Here is a 23,120-nt window from a genome sequence, read left to right on the forward strand (position 1 = left end):
CAACTGTCCGAACCTGACCTTCAAAATAACTGATGATCTTCATCATGGTTATCTGAGTTCTTCATCCATCGAAAAAGCGTATTGTGATGATATCAAAATGACTCCCTCAGTAAGGATATCATCATGTCTTCAACACGTATGCCAGCATTGTTTTTAGGTCACGGTAGCCCGATGAACGTTCTGGAAGATAATGTGTATACCCGCGCCTGGCGGCATCTGGGGGATACATTGCCGCGTCCAAAAGCGATTGTCGTTGTTTCGGCGCACTGGTTCACGCGAGGGACGGGCGTGACGGCGATGGAAGCGCCAAAGACGATCCATGATTTTGGCGGCTTTCCTCAGGCATTGTATGACACGCACTATCCTGCGCCCGGTTCGCCGGAACTGGCGCAACATCTGGTTGAGTTGCTGTCGCCGGCGCCGGTCGCGCTGGATAAAGAGGCGTGGGGCTTTGATCACGGCTCCTGGGGCGTGTTGATCAAGATGTACCCGAATGCGGATATCCCGATGGTGCAGTTGAGCATCGACAGCACCAAACCGGCGGCCTGGCATTTTGAAACAGGGCGCAAACTGGCGGCGTTGCGGGACGAAGGCATTATGCTGGTCGCCAGTGGCAACGTGGTGCATAACCTGCGCACGGCGCGCTGGCATGGCGAGAATACGCCCTACCCGTGGGCAACGTCATTCAATGAGTATGTGAAAGCGAATCTGACATGGCAGGGGCCGGTAGAGCAGCATCCGCTGGTTAACTACCTCGATCATGAAGGAGGATCGCTGTCGAACCCAACGCCGGATCACTATCTGCCGCTGCTGTATGTGTTAGGCGCATGGGATGGCAAAGAGCCGGTGACGATCCCGGTTGACGGCATCGAGATGGGCAGCCTGAGTATGCTGTCGGTACAGGTGGGATGATTAATGCCCGATGGCGCTACGCTTATCGGGCCTACCGTTCGTGCCGTAGGCCGGGTAAGGCGGAGCCGCCACCCGGCACAAGAAACTATTCGACAAAGATATGCGGGTAGAAGCGGGACAGATCCTGGGTGATCAACGCTCTGTCTTCGCGAATACCGATCCCGGCGGGTTGATCGTTGATCAACCAGCTGCCAATCAGCATATAGCTGTCGCCAAACTTCGGCAGCGGACAGAACTGCTGCACAATCATGCCTTCTTCGCCGTAAGGGCCTTCCACCGCTTCGATCGTTTTCCCGTTCTCAATGATGGAGACGTTAGCGCCTTCACGCGAGAAGATCGGTTTGACGACGAATTTTTCCATTTGCGGATAGTCATCTTCCGCAAAATAAGCCGGCAGCAGGTTAGGGTGATCCGGGAACATTTCCCATAACATTGGGAGCAGCGCTTTATTGGAGATAATGCTCTTCCAGGCCGGTTCCAGCCAGCGAACGCCAGCATCTTCCAGCTTGGTGGAGAACATTTCACGCAGCATAAATTCCCACGGATAGAGCTTAAACAGATTGGCAATCACCTGATCCTGCAAGTCCGAAAACTGACCTTTTTCACCCAGGCCGATATCTTCAATGTAGAGGAACTCGGTGGCGATTTCAGCTTCGGCGGCGCAGTCCTGTAGATACTGGATCGTCCCGCGATCTTCCACGGTGTCGCGACAGCAGGTGAGGTGCAGCAGTTGGAAGCCATACTGCTCACGCAGCTCGGCGAAGCGTTCGATCAGCTTTTCTTGCAGACTGTTAAACTGATCGCTGCCTTCCGGCAGGTTGCCCGCATTGAGCTGGTCTTCCAGCCAGATCCACTGGAAAAACGCGGCCTCATACAGTGAGGTCGGCGTATCGGCGTTATTTTCTAAAAGCTTAGGCTCCCCCGTGCCATCCCACGCCAGATCGAGGCGGGAATAGAGCGACGGCTGCTGCGTTTGCCAGGACTGACGTACAAAGCCCCAGGTATGCTTAGGAATGCGAAACTTCGTCATCAGCTCGTCGCTGGCGATCACTTTCTCCACGACCTTAAGGCACATCTGGTGCAGTTCAGCGGTGACGTCTTCCAGCTTCTCAACCTGGTCGAGCGTCAGCTTGTAGTACGCGTCTTCACACCAGTACGGTTCCCCGTACATCGTGTGAAAATTAAAACCGTATTCGGTGGCTTTCTCGCGCCAGTCCGGGCGCTCAGTAATACTGATTCTTTCCATGCGTCTTAGCCGCCCATCGAACGATTCGAGGTGCCGGTGGCGCTACGCTGCATCGTGCTTTGTTTTGCCACTGACTCGCCAAAACCACCACGGGTAACGGTTGTGGTTGTGGCGGGTTTCGGCGCCATCGCGGTTTTCGGTACAGTCATGGTACGGCCAGGCTGTGCGGCGCCGTAGTTCTTGCCGCTGGCGTCGGTGTATTTACCGTAGGCCGGGCTGGCCGGGTTTTTTGAACTGAACAGTGGTTGCTGAGCAAAGCCCGCGCCGCCGCCCATCATTCGACCCATCATATAGCCCGCCATCAGCGGCATCCAGAAGCTGCCGCTGGATTGCGCCTGCGCCTGATTTTCCGGCGCCATGCCTGCCTGAGCCGGCGCCTGCTGGCACTGGCCTTCGCCGAATTCAGCCACGCAGTCTTCACGCGTCGCGTATTTCGGCGCGGTACGTTCCGCTTCTTTCAGAGCATTGTTGAATGCGGTCGTACATTCAGCGTTTTTGCCCGGATTCGCCGCCGAGCAGTCGTCGGCGTTTTGATACAGCGAAACCGTTTCGTCGCTTTTTTCACAGCCGGCCAGCATAAAGACAGCGGTAACCGCCAGAGCAACCGGAGTAAGATGACGTGCGCTCCAGCTTTTGCGGAACGAGGCGTGATGTATAGATTTTGTCCGTTTCATTTTTGTCTTCCAGGACCCAGTGGTAAACACAATAAATAATGCTCAGGATAGTGGATGGCTGGTCGAAATTGAAGCGAGAAGAGGCGAGAATGCGGCAGAATGGCGGGATCTTTACGTTGCCTTACGTTCAGACAAGGTTTAGCGCTCGGTGGCGCGACGCTTACCCTGCCTGCAATCAGGTAGGCTCAATAAGCGAAGCGCCATCGGGCAATTCATCAGTTACGGAACGGGTTGTTACCGTTGCTGCTGGTGGAACGTGCTGAAGCTGGCTGAACCGTACTGGCATTATAGCCATCCGCCGCTGCATCCTGCTGCGGGGTTTCCGGCGCGACGTTGTCCGGGGATGTCGAGATCGGTTTACCCAGCGCATTGTTCAGCGCCACCAGATCCTGCTCGTTCAACGTACCGAGAGCATTCTTGATGTTCAGCTGGTTAATCAGATAGTTATAACGCGCATTCGCCAGTTGTTGCTTCGCTTCATACAGCGCGGTGGTGGCATCCAGCACGTCAACAATGGTACGCGTACCCACGGAATAACCGGCTTCGTTTGCATCCAAAGAGCTTTGCGCGGAAACAACGGCCTGTTTGTAAGCGTTAATGCTGCTGATAGAAGCATTAATGTTGTTGAAGGAAGAGCGCACGGTCTGCACGACGCTGCGGTGCGCGCTTTCCAGCTGTTCGCTTGCGCCAACAAAGTTGTACTGCGCCTGTTTCACCTGAGAGTTGACCATCCCACCCTGATACAGCGGCAGCGAGAAGCTCAGGCCGATTTTGTTCTGGCCCATATTGCTGTCGTCATACTGCGTGCTGTTATGGGTTTTAGAGCCGCTATAAGAAGTGTCGGACACGCCGGTAGAGGCGGTTAAATCCAGCGTTGGCAGATGGCCGTCCTGCGCCTGGCGGATTTGCTCGCGCGCCAGATCCTGGCTCAGACGCGCCTGCAACAGCGTCAGGTTACGGTTTTCGGCCTCTTTCAGCAGTGCGTTAACGGCCTGCGGTTTATCGGTTTTAAAGTTCGTGACATTCAGCGAAGCCAGTTCCGGGTAGTAGTTACCAGTGACCTGGCGCAATTCTTCTACGGCGTTATCCAGATTGTTGCGGGCGGTGACTTCGTTCGCCAGCACGGTATCGTATTGTGCACGGGCGTTTTGCACGTCAGTGATAGCGACCAGGCCGACGTTAAAACGCTGGGTGGTTTGATCTAACTGACGATAAACGGCTTCTTTCTGCGCCTGCGTATAAGAGAGAACGTCAATGGCGTTCAGGACTTTAAAGTAGGCGCTCGCCGTATTGAGGATCAGCGTTTGCTGATCGGTCTGGAACGTGACGTCCTGGATACCTGCGGATTTTTCCTGCAACGTCAGCGCGCGCCATTTTGACATATCAAAAAGGGTCTGGGTTAATTGCAGAGAGGCGCTGGTGGCGTTGGAGTTGATGCCATTCGCATCACGATAGCCGTTGCTGTAGGTGTAATCGGCACCTAAACCCAGTTGCGGCAGTAAAGGACTACGCGCTTCGTTAATTTTTTCGAATGCAGCATCGCGATCGGCGGCGGATTTACGCAATTCCGGGTTGCTCAGGCGTGCTTGCTGATAAACTTGCATCAGGTTCTCTGCCTGGCTCAGTGTGCTGAACCCCGTCAGGCTCAGGCCGATAAGGATGGGGAGCAATTTCTTCATTTGCATTCCTTGTTGTGAAGCAGTATTTAGCGCTGATCAAATTGTAAAAATAATTGCTGATTCTAGCAGAATCCGCCACTGCAAAAAGTTGGCGTTACGTGCCATCCGGCGTTAATTTGCACCAATTTATCACAAGGTCGCTGAAACGGCAGTCAAACGCCCTTGAAATTCACATTTTAATCACTATTGGTACCAGGACAGCACAATGCATAAACCAGACAACTCGCCAATGACTTTCTCCAAAAACGATGTAGAAATTATTGCACGAGAAACGCTATATCGCGGTTTTTTTTCACTGGATCTCTATCGTTTCCGCCACCGCCTGTTCAACGGTGAAATGAGCGGTGAAGTGAAACGCGAAATTTTTGAGCGCGGCCACGCCGCAGTGTTGCTACCCTTTGACCCTGAGCGCGACGAAATTGTACTGGTCGAACAGATTCGTATCGCGGCGTATGACACCAGCGAGACGCCGTGGTTGCTGGAAATGGTCGCCGGGATGATCGAAGAGGGCGAAACCGTTGAGGAGGTCGCTCGTCGCGAAGCAATGGAAGAGGCCGGACTTGAGGTCAAACGGACGAAACCGGTCATGAGTTACCTGGCAAGCCCCGGCGGCACCAGCGAGCGTCTTTCTATTTTAGTGGGCGAAGTGGATGCCACGACCGCGAACGGGATTCATGGTCTGGCCGATGAAAACGAAGATATTCGTGTTCATGTGGTAAGTCGGGAGCAGGCTTACCAGTGGGTAGAAGAGGGGAAAATCGACAACGCGGCTTCTGTCATCGCTTTGCAATGGCTGCAACTGCACTATCAAGAGTTAAAACACGAGTGGAAAAAATGAAGCGTTACACACCTGACTTCCCTGAAATGATGCGCCTGTGCGAAACTAATTTTTCGCAATTGCGCCGCCTGTTGCCGCGCAATGACGCACCCGGCGAAACAGTAAGCTATCAGGTGGCCAACGCGCAATATCGGTTAACGATCGTTGAATCGACCCGATACACTACGCTTGTTGCGATCGAGCAGACGGCGCCAGCCATTACATACTGGAGCCTGCCGTCACTTACGGTGCGCCTGTACCATGACGCGATGGTGGCCGAAGTGTGTTCAAGTCAGCAGATCTTTCGCTTCAAAGCGCGGTATGATTATCCAAATAAAAAGTTGCATCAACGCGACGAAAAGCATCAAATTAATCAGTTTCTGGCCGACTGGCTGCGTTACTGTTTAGCACATGGAGCGATGGCGATTCCGGTTTATTAGCGTCGTGAAACCTAAGGACACCATTTGGAAAGCCTGTTAACCCTTCCTCTGGCTGGTGAGGCCAGAGTCAGGATCTTACAAATTACCGATACTCACCTGTTTGCCGAAAAACATGAAACGCTGCTGGGCGTGAATACCTGGGAAAGTTACCAGGCGGTGCTGGATGCGATTCATGCCGGGCAGCACGAATACGATCTGATCGTGGCGACAGGTGATTTAGCGCAGGATCAAACGGCTGCGGCCTATCAGCACTTTGCTGAAGGTATCGCAAGCTTTCGCGCGCCTTGCGTTTGGTTGCCGGGTAACCATGACTTTCAGCCCGCGATGTACAGCGCGTTGCAGGAAGCGGGGATCTCCCCGGCCAAACGCGTGTTTATCGGCGATCAATGGCAAATCTTGCTGCTGGATAGCCAGGTTTTTGGCGTACCGCATGGTGAATTGAGCGACTTTCAGCTTGAATGGCTGGAGCGTAAACTTGCCGATGCGCCGGAGCGCCACACCTTGCTGCTTCTGCATCACCATCCATTGCCTTCGGGATGCAGCTGGCTGGATCAGCACAGCCTGCGTAACGCGGCCGAATTGGACAGCGTGCTGGCGAACTATCCTCGCGTCAAATACCTGCTGTGCGGTCATATTCATCAGGAGCTGGATCTTGACTGGAATGGCCGCCGCCTGCTGGCGACGCCGTCTACCTGCGTCCAGTTCAAGCCACACTGCGCGAACTTCACGCTGGACACGATAGGGCCAGGCTGGCGGACGCTGGAACTGTACGCCGAGGGTTCTCTGGAAACGCAAGTGCATCGTCTGCCGGGGACTCAATTCCGACCCGATACCGCTTCGGAAGGATACTGATGTCTACGCTTCTTTATCTGCATGGGTTTAATAGCTCTCCGCGTTCGGCAAAGGCATGTCAGCTTAAAAGCTGGCTGGCGGAGCGCCACCCTCATGTTGAGATGATCGTGCCGCAACTGCCGCCGTATCCTGCCGATGCGGCAGAGTTGCTGGAATCTATCGTGCTTGAACACGGTGGAGCGCCGCTCGGCGTCGTTGGATCGTCGCTGGGCGGCTATTACGCCACCTGGCTGTCACAGTGTTTTATGTTGCCTGCGGTGGTGGTGAACCCGGCGGTGCGGCCGTTTGAACTGTTGACCGACTACCTCGGTCAGAACGAGAACCCCTACACCGGGCAGCAATATGTGCTAGAGTCTCGCCATATTTACGATCTTAAAGTCATGCAGATTGACCCGCTGGAAGCGCCGGATTTGATCTGGTTGCTGCAACAGACGGGGGATGAAGTGTTGGACTACCGCCAGGCGGTGGCGTATTACGCCTCTTGCCGCCAGACCGTTATCGAGGGCGGAAACCATGCATTCACGGGCTTCGAAGATTATTTCAACCAGATTGTCGATTTCCTTGGACTGCACAGTTTCTGACAATCAATTCGAATTGCTAATTTAAATCATGACGCAAACTTATAACGCTGATGCCATTGAGGTACTCACTGGGCTAGAGCCGGTACGCCGCCGCCCGGGGATGTACACCGATACAACCCGCCCGAACCATCTTGGGCAGGAAGTGATTGATAACAGTGTGGATGAAGCACTGGCGGGTCACGCAAAACGCGTGGATGTGATTTTACATGCCGATCAGTCACTGGAAGTGATTGATGACGGCCGTGGTATGCCGGTGGATATCCACCCGGAAGAGGGCGTTCCGGCGGTTGAACTGATCCTCTGCCGACTGCATGCGGGCGGTAAGTTCTCCAACAAGAACTACCAGTTCTCCGGCGGTCTGCACGGGGTGGGGATTTCCGTCGTCAACGCCTTGTCAAAACGCGTGGAAGTCACCGTGCGTCGTGATGCCCAGGTCTATAGCATCGCCTTTGAAAACGGCGAGAAAGTGCAGGATCTTCAGGTTATCGGGACATGCGGTAAACGTAATACCGGCACCAGCGTTCACTTCTGGCCGGATGAAACCTTTTTCGACAGCCCGCGTTTTTCCGTCTCTCGCTTAACCCATATCCTGAAAGCGAAAGCGGTGCTGTGCCCTGGCGTTGAAATCACCTTTAAAGATGAGGTCAACAATAGCGAGCAGCGCTGGTGCTATCAGGATGGCCTGAACGACTATCTGGGCGAAGCGGTTAACGGCCTGCCGACCCTTCCTGAAAAACCGTTTATCGGTAATTTTGCCGGTGATACGGAAGCCGTAGACTGGGCGCTGCTGTGGCTGCCGGAAGGCGGCGAGCTGCTGACCGAAAGCTACGTTAACCTGATTCCGACGATGCAGGGCGGCACTCATGTGAACGGGCTGCGCCAGGGTCTGCTGGACGCGATGCGTGAATTCTGCGAATACCGCAATATTCTGCCGCGCGGCGTGAAGCTGTCTGCGGAAGATATCTGGGATCGCTGCGCTTACGTGCTCTCGGTGAAGATGCAGGACCCGCAGTTCGCCGGGCAGACCAAAGAACGTCTCTCTTCTCGCCAGTGTGCGGCGTTTGTGTCGGGCGTGGTGAAAGACGCCTTCAGCCTGTGGCTGAATCAGAACGTTCAGTCTGCGGAGCTGCTGGCGGAGATGGCCATTTCCAGCGCCCAGCGTCGACTGCGCGCGGCGAAGAAAGTGGTGCGCAAAAAGCTGACCAGCGGCCCGGCGCTGCCGGGTAAACTGGCGGACTGTACCGCGCAGGATCTCAATCGTACCGAACTGTTCCTCGTGGAAGGGGACTCGGCGGGCGGTTCCGCCAAGCAGGCGCGCGATCGTGAATATCAGGCGATCATGCCGCTGAAAGGTAAGATCCTCAACACCTGGGAAGTCTCTTCCGATGAAGTGCTGGCATCGCAGGAAGTACACGATATTTCTGTGGCGATCGGCATCGATCCAGACAGCGACGATCTGAGCCAGCTGCGTTACGGCAAGATCTGTATCCTGGCGGATGCGGACTCCGATGGTCTGCACATCGCCACGCTGCTCTGCGCCCTGTTTGTGAAGCACTTCCGCACGCTGGTGAAGCACGGGCACGTCTACGTCGCGCTGCCGCCGTTGTACCGTATCGATCTCGGCAAAGAGGTCTACTATGCGCTGACGGAAGAAGAGAAAGCGGGCGTGCTGGAACAGTTGAAGCGTAAGAAAGGCAAGCCGAACGTGCAGCGCTTTAAAGGTCTGGGTGAAATGAACCCGATGCAGCTGCGCGAAACCACGCTCGATCCGAACACCCGTCGCCTGGTGCAGCTCACTATCAGCGACGAAGACGATCAGCGTACCAACGCCATGATGGATATGCTGCTGGCGAAGAAACGCTCCGAAGACCGCCGCAACTGGTTGCAGGAAAAAGGCGATATGGCGGATCTCGACGCGTAATCGACCATTGAATGCCTTATCCGGCCTACGCTCGCATTGTGCCCGTAGGCCGGATAAGCGAAGCGTCATCCGGCGTTACTGTCTATGCCGCTTGCGATACTGTAACGGCGTTTCGCCAATCCCTTTGCCAAAGGCGCTAATAAAGTACGTCACGTCTGAAAACCCCACTTGTCGGGCAATCTCCCGCACACTCTCCTCGCTGTGTAACAACGCTTCACAGGCTTTGCGTAACCGAAGGGTATTGAGGTAATTGAGGATGCTTTCACCGGTTTCAAAATGAAAACGCCGGGAAATGTAGCTTTTTGATTTTCCTGACTCTTCTGCCAGCTCGCTGAGGCTGAATTTACGGGTGTAATTTTCATCCAGCCAGAACATCACCTGGCTTGCTATTCCGGTGCCAATCTCCGTCATATTGACGTTATCTTCGGGCAACAGGCTAAATAAACTCAATAACAGGCAGGAAATCTGTTCGGCGTTAAGCGGCTTGAGCGCTGCCATTTTCTCGTAACGGCTGAAGAGAAAATCAACGTGCGGGTGAATATCCGCCACATCGAATACTCTGGCCTCGCCGCCACGTACGGTCAGACTTTGCAGACGCTGTTGATTAAGCGGAAAATCGCGCAGCACTTTCAGTACCGCATGCTGATCGAGGTGAATAATGGTTCGGCGGTAGTGGTCTTGCGCCTGCTCATCCACCATGATTTTATGCAGGGTAAAGGGCGGGAAAAAGAACAATCGACCTGGTCGCATGGTGTATTGCTGGTGATCGACGATCACCACGCCAAATCCTTCCTCCACATACAGCACCTCCAGACACTGATGCCAGTGGTGATAGCGAACCGAGTTAGCAAATAATCGACTAAATGACGCAATGGCGTCATTGAGCGCGATCAGTTCCAGATGTTCCTGAGATGAGGGTGCATTCATAGTGCAACAGATTTAAATTTTTGCCGCTGAATTCTGATTTATAAACCTTGTTTTTAAATTTTTTCAATCACTGTTTTATTTTAATTCTATTGGTGTGATTGAGATAACATTTCCGCTTGTCGGCGATTCACTATCCTTTAGCCACTTAATTCAGAGGGGCAGAGTATGTGGTCGGCAACTGAAGAAAAATCAAATCCATTGTCATTCCGTGAAGACGTAATCAGCGCCGTCACAACGATGCTGAGCGCGCTGGATAAACAGTTTCCCGCAGGGGCGGCGCAGTTTTCACTGGGTGACACCTGCGCGCACTACAGTGTGGATATCGCCTGCATGGAAGGGCTCTCCAGAGCGTTATGGGGTCTGTTTCCTCTGATGGCTGGCGGCGCTGAGGTGCCGTTTGCTGATAAGTATATTCAGGCGATTAAACTCGGCACCAATCCACTCAGTCCGCACTACTGGGGCGATACCGACCCTTACGATCAGCGCCTGGTCGAGATGGCCGCCTACGGCCTCGGCCTGGCGTTGCTGCAAACGCGTTTAACCGACCAGTTCAGCGAAACGGAACTGGCGAATCTTCATCGCTGGCTAAACCAGATCACCGACGCGCAAATGCCGGACAGCAACTGGAACTACTTTGCGATTATCGTCCAGTTGGGTTTCAAACGTGCCGGGCTGCCGTTCGATCAGGCAGCGATCGACCGCCGTTTTACGATGATGGAAGCGTACTACCTGGGTGACGGCTGGTATGCCGATGGCCCCGGTCGCCCAAAAGATTACTACATCTCGATGGCTTTCCATTTTTACGGACTGCTGTACGCCACGCTGAACCCGGAAGATGCTGCCCGTGCCGCCACCCTGCGCGAACGCGCTCGCCTGTTTGCCGCTGATTTTATCTACATGTCGGCAGCAGATGGCGCATCCGTACCGTTTGGCCGCAGTCTGACCTATCGCTTTGCGATGGTCGCGTTCTGGAGCGCGGCGGCGTTTGCTGAGCTGGATGTCTTCTCGCCGGGCGTGATTAAAGGGGTGATCCTGCGGCATCTGCGCTGGTGGCAGCAGCAGCCGATCGTCGATCGTGACGGCATTCTGACGCTGGGGTTTGCTTATCCGAATCTGGCGATGTGTGAAGATTACAACTCGCCGGGCTCCCCTTACTGGGCGCTGAAGGTTTTTTTGATCCTCGCCTTGCCGGACGATCACGCCTTCTGGCAGGCCGAAGAACTCCCGTTGCCGCAATGCGCAGAAAAACACGTTATTCCCCATGCCGCACAAATTTTGCAGCACAGCGAAAATTCAGACCATGTCACGATGCTGACTTCGGGTCAGCTTGAACTGAATAACTACGTTAACACCGAAGCGAAATACACGAAGTTTGCCTACTCCAGCCGTTTTGGTTTCACCATTGAACGCGGACGCTATGGCCTTAAACATGCGGCGTGTGACTCCATGCTGCTGCTGGCGGATGGCGACAACTATTTCCGTGGCCGCCGTCGCTGCGACGAAGTGCGGGTCGATGAGAATTTTATTTTTTCCCGCTGGTCTCCGTGGCATGACGTCACTGTTGAGACCTGGCTGGCGCCCTTCGGCGAGTGGCATCTTCGCCTGCACCGCATCCACAGCGCGCGAACGTTGCAAACCGTGGAAGGCGGCTTTGCGGTGATGAAAACGGCGCATCAGCTCAGTGAGCGCGGATGCTACCTGGCGGCAGAGAATGGATGCAGCACGATCGTCGATCTGTCGCCCGCGCTGGCCCGCCAGCCGGACAGCATTATTACTCCGCCGAACAGCAGCATTATGTTTGCACAATGCGCCGCGATTCCACTGCTTACCGCAGAAATTGCACAGGGCGAAAGCTGGCTGTGTTGCGCGGTTTCTGCTTCCGGGCAACAGAAAAAATATACGGCAATTCCGCAACTGCAAATAAACGATAACCAGGTGGTTATTCGCGAACCAGAAAGCGCACGCCAGTTATCGTTCTTTTTATAAAACTCTGGCCCCTACACGTTGGCGAGGATGGTATGAAAAATTGTTCAACAAATAACAGAACTGAATATTATAAAATCAGTAGCTTTATATTCCTCTATTTCTTTACCTGGTCTGCCAGTATTGGTTTACTGGCCATCTGGCTGGGGCAGAAAGCACAGGTAAGCGGCACGGTTATTGGTACGGTGTTTGCAGTAAACGGTATTTTTGCGGTTATTCTGAAACCCATTTATGGCTACATTCTCGATAAAATCGGCATGAGCAAATACCTGCTCTATTTTGTTGTTATGATGTCGGCACTAATGGCGCCATTCTTTATTTATGTTTATCAACCATTATTGCTTTCAAACACCATGCTGGGCATTGTTATCGGCGCGATTTACCTGAGCTTTGCCTGGTATGCTGGCGTGGCGGCTTGTGAATCCTACTCTGACCGCTTCAGCCGTCTTAACGGCATGGAGTTTGGCCAAATCCGCATGTGGGGCTCGCTGGGGTGGGCGGTGGCGTCGTCGTTTTCCGGCCTGCTGTTTAACCTCTCTCCGGCGTATAACTTCATTATGGGCAGCGTGGCGTCGGTGGTGATGCTGGTGGTACTGCTGAGTCTGAAAGTGAATGTGAATGCGGCAAACGCAGCGGACGTGCTGACAAAAGAGAAAATCGTCCCGGCGGATGTCTACGCGCTGTTGCGCAGCCGTAAGTTCTGGGCGTTCTGCCTGTATGTCGCCGGCGTGGCGTGGATGATGTTTATCGCAGAGCAGCAGTTCTCCCGCTACTTTGTCACCTTCTTCTCTGACGTTCATGAAGGCAACGCGGTGTTTGGCTATCTGGGAACCGTGCAGTCGGGAATGGAATTTGTCATGTATATGGTGGTTCCATTATTTGTTAACGCGATCGGCGCTAAACGCGGTTTGTTGATTGTGGGGGCGCTGGTTGGCGCGCGTCTGATTATTTCCGGGCTGTGTGATTCACACCTGCTCATCTCTGTACTGAAGCCGCTGTATGGTCTGGAAATCTGTCTGCTGTTGGTTTCGGTCTTTAAATACATTGCTGAACACTTTGATAAACGCGTCAATGCGACCATGTATTTATTGGGCTATCAGGCGATGCTGTATGTCGGCAATGTGGTGATCTCTTCACCTGCCGGATTAATGTATGACCGAATTGGTTTTGAGAAAACGTATATCATCATGGGGATTATTGCACTGACCTTTACGCTTATTTCGGCATTTACCTTATCGGCATGTCAGAGTAAATCCCGCCATCGTACTGCTATTGAGATCGCCGAAAATAATACGGCGCATTAAATTTCATTGGGTTTAATTTAGAAGGAACCGAAATATGTTAAATCATATCGTTGAGGAAACGTTGCGCGCATTTCCTGGCAGCCCGGTTGACGCCGGAACTTTTCAGGATGAAATGATCGGCGCGCGTGAACACGTCCTCGAACTGATTAGCCGTCATTTAACGGAATTCGGTGAAAAATTTCCTGCCGAAACCTGCGTTAAAGGTTATTACCCGTTAACTGACAACGTTGAGTGGACCACCAGCTTCTGGACCGGGCAACTGTGGCTGGCGTGGGAGATGAGCGGCGAGGCGAAATATCGTGAACTGGCAGAAAAACATGTGCGTTCTTTTGGCCTGCGTATTGCCGGACGCCACGACACCAACACCCACGATCTGGGGTTCCTTTATACCCTGTCCTGCGTCGCAGCCTGGCGACTGACGGGCAACCGTGATGCGCGTGGTTTTTCGCTGATGGCGGCGGAAGCGCTACTGGAGCGTTTCCATGAAAAGGCGCAGATTATCCAGGCGTGGGGCGATCTTAACGATCCCGAACAGGCCGGGCGGATGATCATCGACTGCAACATGAACCTGCCGCTGCTGTACTGGGCGAGCGAGCAGACGGGCGATCCGCGTTTTGCCGAGGCGGCAAAAGCCCATGTGGTGCAGGCCGCGAAATACCTGATTCGTGAAGATGCGTCCACCTTCCATACTTACTACATGGATGTGAAAACCGGCGCGCCGCGCTACGGCAACACCCAGCAGGGTTATGCGGATGATTCATGCTGGTCGCGCGGTCAGGCGTGGGGGATTTATGGCTTCCTGCTGAGCTATATCTATACGGGCGACAAAGAGATGGTGGCGCTGTCGAAAAAGCTGGCGAACTATTTCCTTAATCGCCTGCCGGAAGACGCGGTCTGCCATTGGGATCTGGCGCTGGTGGGGACAGACGCGCTGCGTGACGCCTCGTCGGCGGCGATTGCCGTGTGCGGCCTGCTGGAGTTGATCAAACACCTGCCCGTGACCGATCCGGATCGTGAGCGTTATCAGCAGTGGGCGATGGGAATCATGTCATCGCTAACGAAGCGCTATCTGATGGCGAAAAATGAGAAGGGGAACGGGCTGTTGAAACATTCGGTGTACCACCTTTCGAGCAACAAAGGGGTCGATGAGTGTGCAAGCTGGGGGGATTATTTCTACGTGGAAGCGTTAACGCGTTTTACCCAGTGCTGGAAGCTGTACTGGTAACCATATTGCCCGGAATTGCCCGGTGGCACTGCGTTTACCGGGCCTACATTCGGGGAATGCGCTGTAGGCCGGATAAGCGAAGCGCCATCCGGCATTTAGCGCAAAACTTAAACGCCTGACTCCAGAATACGGATACTTGTTTCCAGCACGTCGCCTTTAACGGCTTCGGCGTAGGCTTTCATATGCGGGGTTTGCAAATGCGCTTCGAGATGCACAACGCTTTCCCACTGTTCAACCATCACGATTGAGTCAGGTGCGGTCGTCTGAAAGGCCACGCCCGCAGCGTGATCGACCATCGGCGCGTAGCCGTGGCAACCCTCTTCTTTCAGCACGGTCGGAATGATTTTGGCAAACTGATCCAGTACCGCCTGACGGTGATGTTGACCTGGACGGGTACGGATTTCAGCAATGACAGTAAGCATGGTTAACTCCTTCTAATTCCAGGCTACTAGTTAACCAAAAATCTCGCTCAGATGCTTGCGATATTCTGCGATATAACGCGGGACATCCGGCATTTTGATGACGTCATTGGTGATAAAGGTCGGCAGCGCTTCCATTCCGAGGAACTGATTGGCCTTGTGGAACGGCAGGTATACGCCATCCACGCCAACGCCGTGGAAGAACTGATCGTTGTCGGTGAAAGCCTCCATCGGTGCGTTCCAGGTCAGAGAAAGCATGTATTTTTTCCCCTGAATCAGACCGCCGGAACCGTATTTTTTTGACGCGTCCGAACGGGTGCGGCCATCGCTGGCGTACAGCGTACCGTGGCCTTCGGTAAAGACGTCATCCATGTATTTTTTCACGGTCCACGGCGCGCCCATCCACCAGCCAGGCATCTGCCAGATAACCACGTCAGCCCAGACGAAGTGCTGGACTTCGGCTTTGACATCGTAATCACTTTCAGCGCGGACGATTTTGACATCATGCCCGAGGTCGCGCAGAAGGCCATCCGCCACTTCGGTCAGGGTGTCGTTTAACTGACCATTGGAGTGCGCAAATTTTTTCGCCCCGTTGATAATCAGAATGTTGCTCATTATTTGTCCTCTCAGGAATGCGTTTGAAACAGATTTTACGCAGATGAGCGGCCCGGCGAAATGAGCAAAATGTGCAAAGTCTTTTGCTCATCGCGCAATAATCTCGCGATCACCAGGTTACTACGGCTTCAAAGCCTCCTTCCGGCGCATTGCCAAACGAGACGCTCATCCCATGCAGCGAGGCGATGCGGCGGACAATCGACAAACCCAGACCACTGCCGGTGACGCTCTGACCTGGCGGGCGATAGAATCGTTCGCCGATACGCGCCAGCACCGCCGGCGAAACGCCGGGGCCATTATCCCGGACGGTAAAATACCGGGCATTCAGCGTCACGTTCACCACGCTGCCCTGTGGGCTGTAACGAATGGCGTTATCCAGCAAATTGCGCACCAGCAGGCTGAGCAGCAGCGGTTGGCCCATGCGCGTGACGTTGTGGGCGTTAACGTGCAGACGCACGTCAATATGCGCCTGCTGGGCCGGTTGCCAGATATCCATCACGGCGGATTGCAGTAGCGCCTCCAGCGAGACTTCCGCGACATCTTGCAGGTTATCGAGCGAGTCGAGCCGTGAAAGGGTTAAGAGCTGGTCCACCAGGCGCGTGGCGCGCTCAATCCCCGTATGCAGTTGCATGAGCGCTTTTTGACGCGCCTGCGGGTCGTCGTCCGAGAGCTGCGCCACCTCAGTTTGTACTTTCAGCGCAGTGAGCGGGCTGCGTAACTCATGCGCCGCGTCCGACGTGAATTGCCGCTCGCGCACCATCATCGAATGCGTACGGGCAAATAACTGGTTGAGCGCGCCGACTAACGGACGAACCTCACTTGGCACACCCTTATCGTCAAGCGGCTCTTCCGATTCCGGGGAGCGCAAATGCAGCGCCTGGGCGAGCTTTTTCAGCGGCCTGAGCTCCCGGCTAAGCAGCACAATCAGGATGAGCAGCATCAGCGGAAGCGCGATCAGCCACGGCGTTAGCTGCGCGGTGACAATCGCCAGCGCCATATCCTCGCGGTACTCCAGCTCCTGAGCGACGACGATACGGTACTTGCCATCCGCAGAGGTCAGCCAGACAAAACGCCATTTATCATCATCGCCATTCAGGTATCCGTCATCAAAACCTTCCCGACGGTAGCTGTAGGGAATATCCCGGCCATTATCGCCATCGTTCAGCACCATTCTGCCGTCGGCGGTATACACCGCAAAGGCCAGCACATCGTCATCGACATGACCATGCTTCAATTTTTTCGGCGTCTGCGCCATCCGTTCAGGCGCCGAGATTTCGTTGACATCCAGAGTAATAAGGCGCTTCGCAAACAGCATGAGCTGGGTATCAAACAGCTCGTCGACGTTGTCGGTCGTCTGTTTCCAGGCCACGAAGCTGGAGGCCACCCAGGTGATGGCGGCCAGGATCAGAAAAATAAGCGTGAGCCTGACGCGCAGGCTGAGACGTTGTGTGAGTTTCATGGGTTGCCCAGGGTGTAGCCGATCCCGTGTACGGTGCGGATAAAATCACTGCCCAGCTTACGGCGTAAGTGATGAACATGTACCTCAATGGTATTGCTGGAGACATCTTCGTCCCAGGTATACAGCTTCTCTTCGATGAGCTTACGCGGCAACACGCGCCCGACGTTGCGCATCAGCAGCTCCAGCAGGGCAAACTCTTTCGGCTTCAGGGGCAGCGGATCGCCTGCCAGCGTCGCGACCAGATTACCGGGATTGAGCGTAACCTGGCCGTGGCGCAGTTCGTTGCTCACCTGGCCGTTAGCGCGGCGTAACAGCGCCTCCAGGCGGGCGGCGACTTCAATCAGCGCGAAAGGTTTGCACAGATAGTCGTCCGCTCCCAGACGCAGCCCCTCCACGCGCTCCGCCAGCGCATCGCGCGCCGTCAGAATCAGTACGGGTTCGCGTTTTCCCTGTTCACGCCATTCGCGCAGGATATCCCGTCCGTCCATCCCCGGTAGCGTAAGGTCGAGGATCACCGCATCATAAGGCGCGCTGTAGAGCGCTTCTTTACCCTGACGACCTTCGGTGAACCAGTCGACGCTGAATCCCATTTTGCTTAAACCCGCCTTGATGCCGTCGCCAATCAGCGCGTCATCTTCTACCAGTAAAATACGCATATGTTCATCCCTGCGGTGACTCTTTCTCTCGCCAGTAAACCCTGTCGTGGCGCGCGTTGTACAGAAAAAAAAGTATCTTTTTTTGCCTTAAGAAGTTGTTAAGGATTACCTTATTTAATTGAGACGAAACAGCGTAAAAAGGGAGAGAGAGTCATGAAAAAATTGGCTGCAATGGTTGCCGTAATGGCGTTGTGTTCCGCTCCGGTTCTGGCGGCTCAGCAAGGTGGATTTTCTGGCCCGACGGCGACGCAAAGTCAGGGCGGCGGGTTTGTTGGCCCGAACGGGAGTAATACGACCGTAGAAAGCGCGAAATCAATGCGTGATGACGCCTGGGTCACCCTGCGCGGTAACATCGTTGAGCGTATCTCCGACGATCTGTATCTGTTCAAGGACGCCACCGGGACGGTGAATGTCGATATCGACCACAAACGCTGGAACGGCGTTACCGTAACGCCGCAGGACCTGGTTGAAATCCAGGGCGAAGTGGATAAAGACTGGAATTCCGTTGAAATCGACGTGAAGCAAATCACCAAAGTCGCCAAATAAACCCCATCAGGGCCGCACTCGCGGCCCTTTTTCTTTGTGACTCAACGCGCCAGATAAGGTAGTATCTGCGGCAATATTGCCTGACGGATACTGGGTTATTGTTCAGGCTAACAGTTGAGGAACCACGATTAATGAGCGATATGGCAGAGCGCCTTGCGCTGCATGAATTCACGGAAAACGCCTATCTGAACTACTCCATGTACGTCATCATGGACAGGGCGTTGCCGTTTATTGGTGACGGACTGAAGCCGGTTCAGCGTCGCATCGTGTACGCGATGTCTGAACTGGGGCTGAACGCCAGCGCCAAATTTAAAAAATCCGCCCGTACCGTCGGCGACGTGCTGGGTAAATACCATCCGCACGGCGACAGCGCCTGTTATGAAGCGATGGTGCTGATGGCGCAGCCGTTCTCTTACCGTTACCCGCTGGTTGACGGGCAGGGGAACTGGGGCGCGCCGGACGATCCGAAATCCTTCGCGGCGATGCGTTATACCGAATCCCGTCTGTCGAAATACGCGGAAGTCCTGCTGAGCGAACTCGGTCAGGGGACGGCGGACTGGGTGCCGAACTTTGATGGCACCCTGCAAGAGCCGAAGATGCTGCCTGCGCGTTTGCCCAATATTCTGCTCAACGGCACCACCGGCATCGCCGTTGGGATGGCGACAGACATTCCGCCGCATAACCTGCGCGAAGTGGCGAAAGCCGCGATCACCCTGATTGAGCAGCCGAAAACAACGCTTGAGCAGGTGCTGGATATCGTGCAGGGGCCGGACTACCCGACCGAAGCGGAAATCATCACCTCCCGTGCGGAAATCCGTAAGATTTACGAAAATGGTCGCGGCTCCGTGCGTATGCGCGCGGTATGGAAAAAAGAAGATGGCGCGGTGGTGATTACCGCGCTGCCGCACCAGGTGTCCGGCGCTCGCGTACTGGAGCAGATCGCTGCCCAGATGCGGAACAAAAAGCTGCCGATGGTTGACGATCTGCGCGACGAGTCCGATCACGAAAATCCGACCCGTCTGGTGATCGTGCCGCGTTCCAACCGCGTGGATATGGAGCAGGTGATGAACCACCTGTTTGCGACCACGGACCTGGAAAAGAGCTACCGCATCAACCTGAACATGATCGGTCTGGACGGTCGCCCGGCGGTGAAAAACCTGCTGGAGATCCTGACCGAATGGCTGGCGTTCCGTCGCGATACCGTGCGCCGCCGCCTGAACTATCGTCTGGAGAAAGTCCTCAAGCGCCTGCATATTCTGGAAGGTTTGCTGGTGGCGTTTCTCAATATCGACGAAGTGATTGAGATAATCCGCCATGAGGATGAACCGAAACCGGCGCTGATGTCGCGTTTTGGCATCACGGAAACCCAGGCCGAAGCCATCCTCGAACTGAAACTGCGCCATCTCGCCAAACTGGAAGAGATGAAGATTCGCGGCGAACAGGATGAGCTGGCGAAAGAGCGCGATCAATTGCAGGGCATTCTGGCCTCCGAGCGCAAAATGAACACCCTGCTGAAGAAAGAGTTACAGGCGGATTCAGACGCGTATGGCGACGATCGCCGCTCCCCACTGCGCGAGCGTGAAGAAGCTAAAGCGATGAGCGAGCATGACATGCTGCCGTCTGAACCGGTGACGATCGTGCTGTCGCAGATGGGCTGGGTGCGTAGCGCCAAAGGCCATGATATTGACGCGCAGGGTCTGAACTATAAATCGGGCGACAGCTGGAAAGCCTCGGCGAAAGGCAAGAGCAACCAGCCGGTGGTGTTTATCGACACGACCGGGCGCAGCTACGCCATCGACCCGATTACGCTGCCGTCGGCGCGTGGTCAGGGCGAGCCGTTGACCGGTAAGCTGACGCTGCCGCCGGGCGCGACCGTAGAGCATATGCTGATGGAAGGGGATGAGCAGAAACTGCTGATGGCCTCGGACGCCGGCTATGGTTTCGTCTGTACCTTTAACGATCTGGTCGCCCGCAACCGCGCGGGTAAAGCGCTGATCACGTTGCCGGAAAACGCGCACGTTATGCCGCCGGTGGTGATTGAAGATGAAACCGATATGCTGCTGGCGATCACCGCCGCCGGGCGTATGTTGATGTTCCCGGTCAGCGATCTGCCGCAGTTGTCGAAGGGGAAAGGGAACAAGATCATCAACATTCCGTCTGCGGAAGCGGCCAGAGGCGACGATACGCTGGCCCAGCTCTACGTTCTGCCGCCGCAAAGCACGCTCACGATTCATGTCGGCAAGCGCAAAATCAAACTGCGCCCTGAAGAGCTGCAAAAAGTGACCGGCGAGCGCGGTCGTCGCGGTACGCTGATGCGCGGTTTGCAGCGCATCGATCGTATTGAGATTGACTCGCCACGACGCGCCCGCGACGGCGACAGCGAAGAATAAGGCGATTTTAAGCGCCATCAGGCCATCTCATTGTGCCGGATGGCGGCGTAAACGCCTTGTCCGGCCTGCGGTTTTAACGATGCTGTCAGGCCGGATTAACAATAAAATTTCCCGTAAAACCGTTGTTTATTCGCGCATTGCGATTAACAATACGCTTTTCCAGAGAGCCGCTCTTAACAAAGCCCTAACCTGATATCAGGTGACGTAGAATGCGACGCTCTTAGGCCTTCAGAGGTTGTTATGCTATATATCTTTCGTCTAATCATTACCGTTATTTACTGCATTCTTGTCTGCATTTTCGGTTCGATCTACTGCCTTTTCAGCCCGCGTAACCCGAAGCACGTCGCGACGTTTGGCCATATGTTTGGCCGTCTGGCGCCGCTTTATGGCCTGAAGGTGGAGTGCCGTAAGCCTGCTGATGCCGAAAGCTATGGCAACGCTATCTATATTGCTAACCATCAGAACAACTACGATATGGTGACGGCAGCCAACATTGTGCAACCGCCTACGGTGACGGTCGGCAAAAAGAGCCTGGTCTGGATCCCGTTTTTTGGCCAGCTGTACTGGTTAACCGGTAACTTGTTGATTGACCGAAATAATCGTGCCAAAGCGCACGGCACAATCGCGGAAGTGGTGAGCCATTTTAAAAAGCGCCGTATCTCTATCTGGATGTTCCCGGAAGGAACGCGCAGCCGTGGCCGTGGCCTGCTGCCGTTTAAAACCGGCGCCTTTCATGCCGCTATCGCCGCCGGTGTTCCGGTGATTCCGGTGTGTGTTTCCAATACATCGAATAAAATTAAGCTTAACCGACTGAATAACGGTCTGGTGATTGTAGAGATGCTGCCGCCGGTGGACATCAGCCAGTTTGGTAAGGATCAGGTTCGTGAACTGGCGGCGCATTGCCGCTCGTTGATGGAACAAAAAATTGCAGAACTCGATCAGGAAATTGCAGAGCGCGAAGCGACCGGCAAAGTCTGAATCAGTGTGATCGCGTTTTTGTGGGAAACGACTTCCTGCGCACTCTTTGTCTGTTTTAAATGGAGCTTATATGTCACTCAGTCGGCGTCAGTTCATTCAGGCTTCGGGGATCGCACTGTGTGCCGGTGCCGTTCCGCTGAAGGCTAATGCAGCCGGTCAGCAGCAGCCTCTGCCCGTTCCGCCGCTGCTGGAGTCCCGTCGCGGGCAGCCGTTGTTTATGACGTTGCAGCGCGCGCACTGGTCCTTTACGCAGGGTACGCGCGCGCCCGTCTGGGGGATTAACGGGCGTTACCTGGGGCCGACGATTCGCGTCTGGAAAGGGGATGACGTTAAGCTCATCTACAGCAACCGCCTGACTGAAAATGTCTCCATGACCGTCAGCGGATTGCAGGTGCCGGGGCCGCTGATGGGCGGCCCTGCGCGGATGATGTCGCCCAACGCTGACTGGGCGCCGGTATTGCCGATTCGTCAGAACGCCGCCGTGCTGTGGTATCACGCCAATACGCCAAACCGTACCGCGCAGCAGGTCTATAACGGCCTTGCCGGGATGTGGCTGATCGAGGATGAGGTCAGCAAATCGCTGCCGATCCCCAATCATTACGGCGTGGATGATTTCCCGATCATTATCCAGGATAAGCGGCTGGATAATTTCGGTACGCCGGAGTACAGCGAACCGGGCAGCGGCGGGTTTGTTGGCGATACGCTGCTGGTCAACGGCGCACAGAGTCCTTACGTGGAAGTTTCCCGCGGCTGGGTACGCCTGCGCTTGCTGAATGCGTCAAACTCTCGCCGTTACCAGTTGCAAATGAGCGACGGTCGCGCGCTGCATGTAATTTCTGGCGATCAGGGCCTTTTACCCGCGCCGGTGTCCGTCAAACAACTGTCGCTGGCGCCCGGTGAACGCCGGGAAATTCTGGTCGATATGACCAATGGCGATGAGGTGTCGATCACCTGCGGGGAAGCGGCCAGTATTGTCGATCGCATCCGTGGCTTCTTTGAACCTTCCAGCATTCTGGTCTCTACGCTAGTGCTGACCTTACGGCCAACCGGGCTGCTGCCGCTGGTGACTGACAGCCTGCCGATGCGTTTATTGCCCACGGAGATTGTCAGCGGCGCGCCGATTCGCAGCCGGGATATTAGCCTCGGGGACGATCCCGGCATCAACGGGCAATTGTGGGACGTCAACCGCATTGATATCACCGCCCAGCAAGGTTCCTGGGAGCGCTGGACCGTTCGCGCCGATATGCCGCAGCCTTTCCATATTGAGGGTGTCTCTTTCCTGATCCGCAACGTCAATGGCGCCATGCCGTTCCCGGAAGATCGGGGCTGGAAAGATACGGTATGGGTGGACGGACAGGTGGAATTGCTGGTTTATTACGGACAGCCATCCTGGGCGCACTTCCCGTTCTACTTCAACAGCCAGACGCTGGAAATGGCCGACCGGGGGTCTATCGGACAAATGCTGGTGAACCCGGCGCCGTAAATCTTCCCTCGCC

The 23,120-nt window shown here is 54.9% G+C and carries 21 protein-coding genes; 13 read left to right on the top strand and 8 right to left on the bottom strand.

Annotation, left to right across the window (positions count from 1 at the left end; genetic code table 11):
* Nucleotides 1–123 precede the first annotated feature (123 nt).
* Nucleotides 124–912, top strand: coding sequence for a 4,5-DOPA-extradiol-dioxygenase (gene ygiD / locus OGX81_RS07765; RefSeq protein WP_104868176.1), 789 nt, complete (start codon nt 124–126; stop codon nt 910–912).
* 85 nt (nt 913–997) lie between these two features.
* Here the strand turns inward: ygiD and OGX81_RS07770 are convergent, their stop codons facing one another.
* The 3 genes from OGX81_RS07770 to tolC all read right to left on the bottom strand — a co-directional run bounded on the left by OGX81_RS07770 (nt 998) and on the right by tolC (nt 4,517).
* Nucleotides 998–2,158: a glutathionylspermidine synthase family protein gene (locus tag OGX81_RS07770; RefSeq protein ID WP_012135169.1), complete on the bottom strand. Its 1,161-nt coding sequence runs from the start codon at nt 2,156–2,158 to the stop codon at nt 998–1,000.
* A gap of 5 nt (nt 2,159–2,163) precedes the next feature.
* On the bottom strand, nt 2,164–2,832 hold the full coding sequence (locus OGX81_RS07775; protein ID WP_012135168.1) for a DUF1190 family protein: 669 nt from the start codon (nt 2,830–2,832) through the stop codon (nt 2,164–2,166).
* Between the two features lie 215 nt (nt 2,833–3,047).
* Nucleotides 3,048–4,517 (bottom strand): outer membrane channel protein TolC, encoded by a 1,470-nt coding sequence (tolC, locus tag OGX81_RS07780; protein WP_012135166.1) that lies wholly within the window; start codon nt 4,515–4,517, stop codon nt 3,048–3,050.
* A gap of 199 nt (nt 4,518–4,716) precedes the next feature.
* Between tolC and nudF the strand changes: the two genes are divergently transcribed.
* From nudF to parE, 5 genes are read left to right on the top strand one after another with little or no spacing between them, the layout of a single operon-like run.
* Nucleotides 4,717–5,349, top strand: a complete 633-nt coding sequence (gene nudF, locus OGX81_RS07785) for an ADP-ribose diphosphatase (RefSeq protein ID WP_024130957.1) — start codon at nt 4,717–4,719, stop codon at nt 5,347–5,349.
* Complete coding sequence (locus OGX81_RS07790; protein ID WP_012135164.1) at nt 5,346–5,768, top strand: DUF1249 family protein; 423 nt, start codon at nt 5,346–5,348, stop codon at nt 5,766–5,768. The genes nudF and OGX81_RS07790 overlap by 4 nt, the downstream gene beginning before the upstream one ends.
* 24 nt (nt 5,769–5,792) lie before the next feature.
* Nucleotides 5,793–6,620 carry a 3',5'-cyclic-AMP phosphodiesterase gene (cpdA, locus tag OGX81_RS07795; RefSeq protein WP_012135163.1) on the top strand — a complete coding sequence of 276 codons (828 nt, stop codon included), beginning with the start codon at nt 5,793–5,795 and terminating at the stop codon, nt 6,618–6,620.
* Nucleotides 6,620–7,201 (top strand): esterase YqiA, encoded by a 582-nt coding sequence (gene yqiA / locus OGX81_RS07800; protein ID WP_012135162.1) that lies wholly within the window; start codon nt 6,620–6,622, stop codon nt 7,199–7,201. The genes cpdA and yqiA overlap by 1 nt, the downstream gene beginning before the upstream one ends.
* A gap of 28 nt (nt 7,202–7,229) precedes the next feature.
* Entirely contained in the window at nt 7,230–9,122 is a 1,893-nt protein-coding gene (gene parE, locus OGX81_RS07805) for a DNA topoisomerase IV subunit B (protein ID WP_104868177.1), read from the top strand.
* Between the two features lie 75 nt (nt 9,123–9,197).
* Here the strand turns inward: parE and OGX81_RS07810 are convergent, their stop codons facing one another.
* Nucleotides 9,198–10,049 (bottom strand): helix-turn-helix transcriptional regulator, encoded by an 852-nt coding sequence (locus OGX81_RS07810; RefSeq protein ID WP_012135160.1) that lies wholly within the window; start codon nt 10,047–10,049, stop codon nt 9,198–9,200.
* 165 nt (nt 10,050–10,214) lie between these two features.
* Here OGX81_RS07810 and OGX81_RS07815 point away from each other — a divergent pair, with 165 nt between their 5' ends.
* The 3 genes from OGX81_RS07815 to OGX81_RS07825 are packed head-to-tail and all read left to right on the top strand — an operon-like array spanning nt 10,215 to nt 14,561.
* Nucleotides 10,215–12,035, top strand: a complete 1,821-nt coding sequence (locus tag OGX81_RS07815; protein WP_012135159.1) for a DUF2264 domain-containing protein — start codon at nt 10,215–10,217, stop codon at nt 12,033–12,035.
* A gap of 32 nt (nt 12,036–12,067) precedes the next feature.
* A complete protein-coding gene (locus OGX81_RS07820) occupies nt 12,068–13,336 on the top strand; it encodes an oligosaccharide MFS transporter (protein ID WP_104868178.1) in 1,269 nt (422 codons plus the stop codon).
* Between the two features lie 34 nt (nt 13,337–13,370).
* Nucleotides 13,371–14,561 (top strand): glycoside hydrolase family 88 protein, encoded by a 1,191-nt coding sequence (locus OGX81_RS07825; protein ID WP_012135157.1) that lies wholly within the window; start codon nt 13,371–13,373, stop codon nt 14,559–14,561.
* A 107-nt stretch (nt 14,562–14,668) separates the two neighbouring features.
* On the opposite strand, the gene OGX81_RS07830 is transcribed toward OGX81_RS07825, so the two are convergent.
* The 4 genes from OGX81_RS07830 to qseB form a co-directional block, all read right to left on the bottom strand.
* Nucleotides 14,669–14,983, bottom strand: a complete 315-nt coding sequence (locus OGX81_RS07830; protein ID WP_104868179.1) for a putative quinol monooxygenase — start codon at nt 14,981–14,983, stop codon at nt 14,669–14,671.
* 30 nt (nt 14,984–15,013) lie between these two features.
* Nucleotides 15,014–15,595, bottom strand: coding sequence for an NAD(P)H-dependent oxidoreductase (locus tag OGX81_RS07835; protein ID WP_047461170.1), 582 nt, complete (start codon nt 15,593–15,595; stop codon nt 15,014–15,016).
* Between the two features lie 109 nt (nt 15,596–15,704).
* Nucleotides 15,705–17,054: a quorum sensing histidine kinase QseC gene (gene qseC / locus OGX81_RS07840; protein WP_104868180.1), complete on the bottom strand. Its 1,350-nt coding sequence runs from the start codon at nt 17,052–17,054 to the stop codon at nt 15,705–15,707.
* Entirely contained in the window at nt 17,051–17,710 is a 660-nt protein-coding gene (gene qseB, locus OGX81_RS07845; RefSeq protein ID WP_012135153.1) for a quorum sensing response regulator transcription factor QseB, read from the bottom strand. Before qseB ends, qseC begins: the two co-directional genes overlap by 4 nt.
* 153 nt (nt 17,711–17,863) lie before the next feature.
* Here qseB and OGX81_RS07850 point away from each other — a divergent pair, with 153 nt between their 5' ends.
* From OGX81_RS07850 to ftsP, 4 genes are all read left to right on the top strand, one after another.
* Entirely contained in the window at nt 17,864–18,256 is a 393-nt protein-coding gene (locus OGX81_RS07850; RefSeq protein ID WP_012135152.1) for a YgiW/YdeI family stress tolerance OB fold protein, read from the top strand.
* A gap of 131 nt (nt 18,257–18,387) precedes the next feature.
* The gene (gene parC, locus OGX81_RS07855) at nt 18,388–20,646 is read left to right on the top strand and encodes a DNA topoisomerase IV subunit A (protein WP_012135151.1); all 2,259 of its coding nucleotides are present in this window, start codon (nt 18,388–18,390) and stop codon (nt 20,644–20,646) included.
* 240 nt (nt 20,647–20,886) lie between these two features.
* Nucleotides 20,887–21,624 (top strand): 1-acylglycerol-3-phosphate O-acyltransferase, encoded by a 738-nt coding sequence (gene plsC / locus OGX81_RS07860; protein ID WP_047461176.1) that lies wholly within the window; start codon nt 20,887–20,889, stop codon nt 21,622–21,624.
* Between the two features lie 70 nt (nt 21,625–21,694).
* Nucleotides 21,695–23,107, top strand: a complete 1,413-nt coding sequence (gene ftsP / locus OGX81_RS07865; RefSeq protein WP_012135149.1) for a cell division protein FtsP — start codon at nt 21,695–21,697, stop codon at nt 23,105–23,107.
* Nucleotides 23,108–23,120 lie beyond the last annotated feature (13 nt).

The sequence above is a fragment of the Citrobacter sp. CK206 genome, assembly GCF_030333125.1.
Taxonomy (GTDB): domain Bacteria; phylum Pseudomonadota; class Gammaproteobacteria; order Enterobacterales; family Enterobacteriaceae; genus Citrobacter_B; species Citrobacter_B koseri.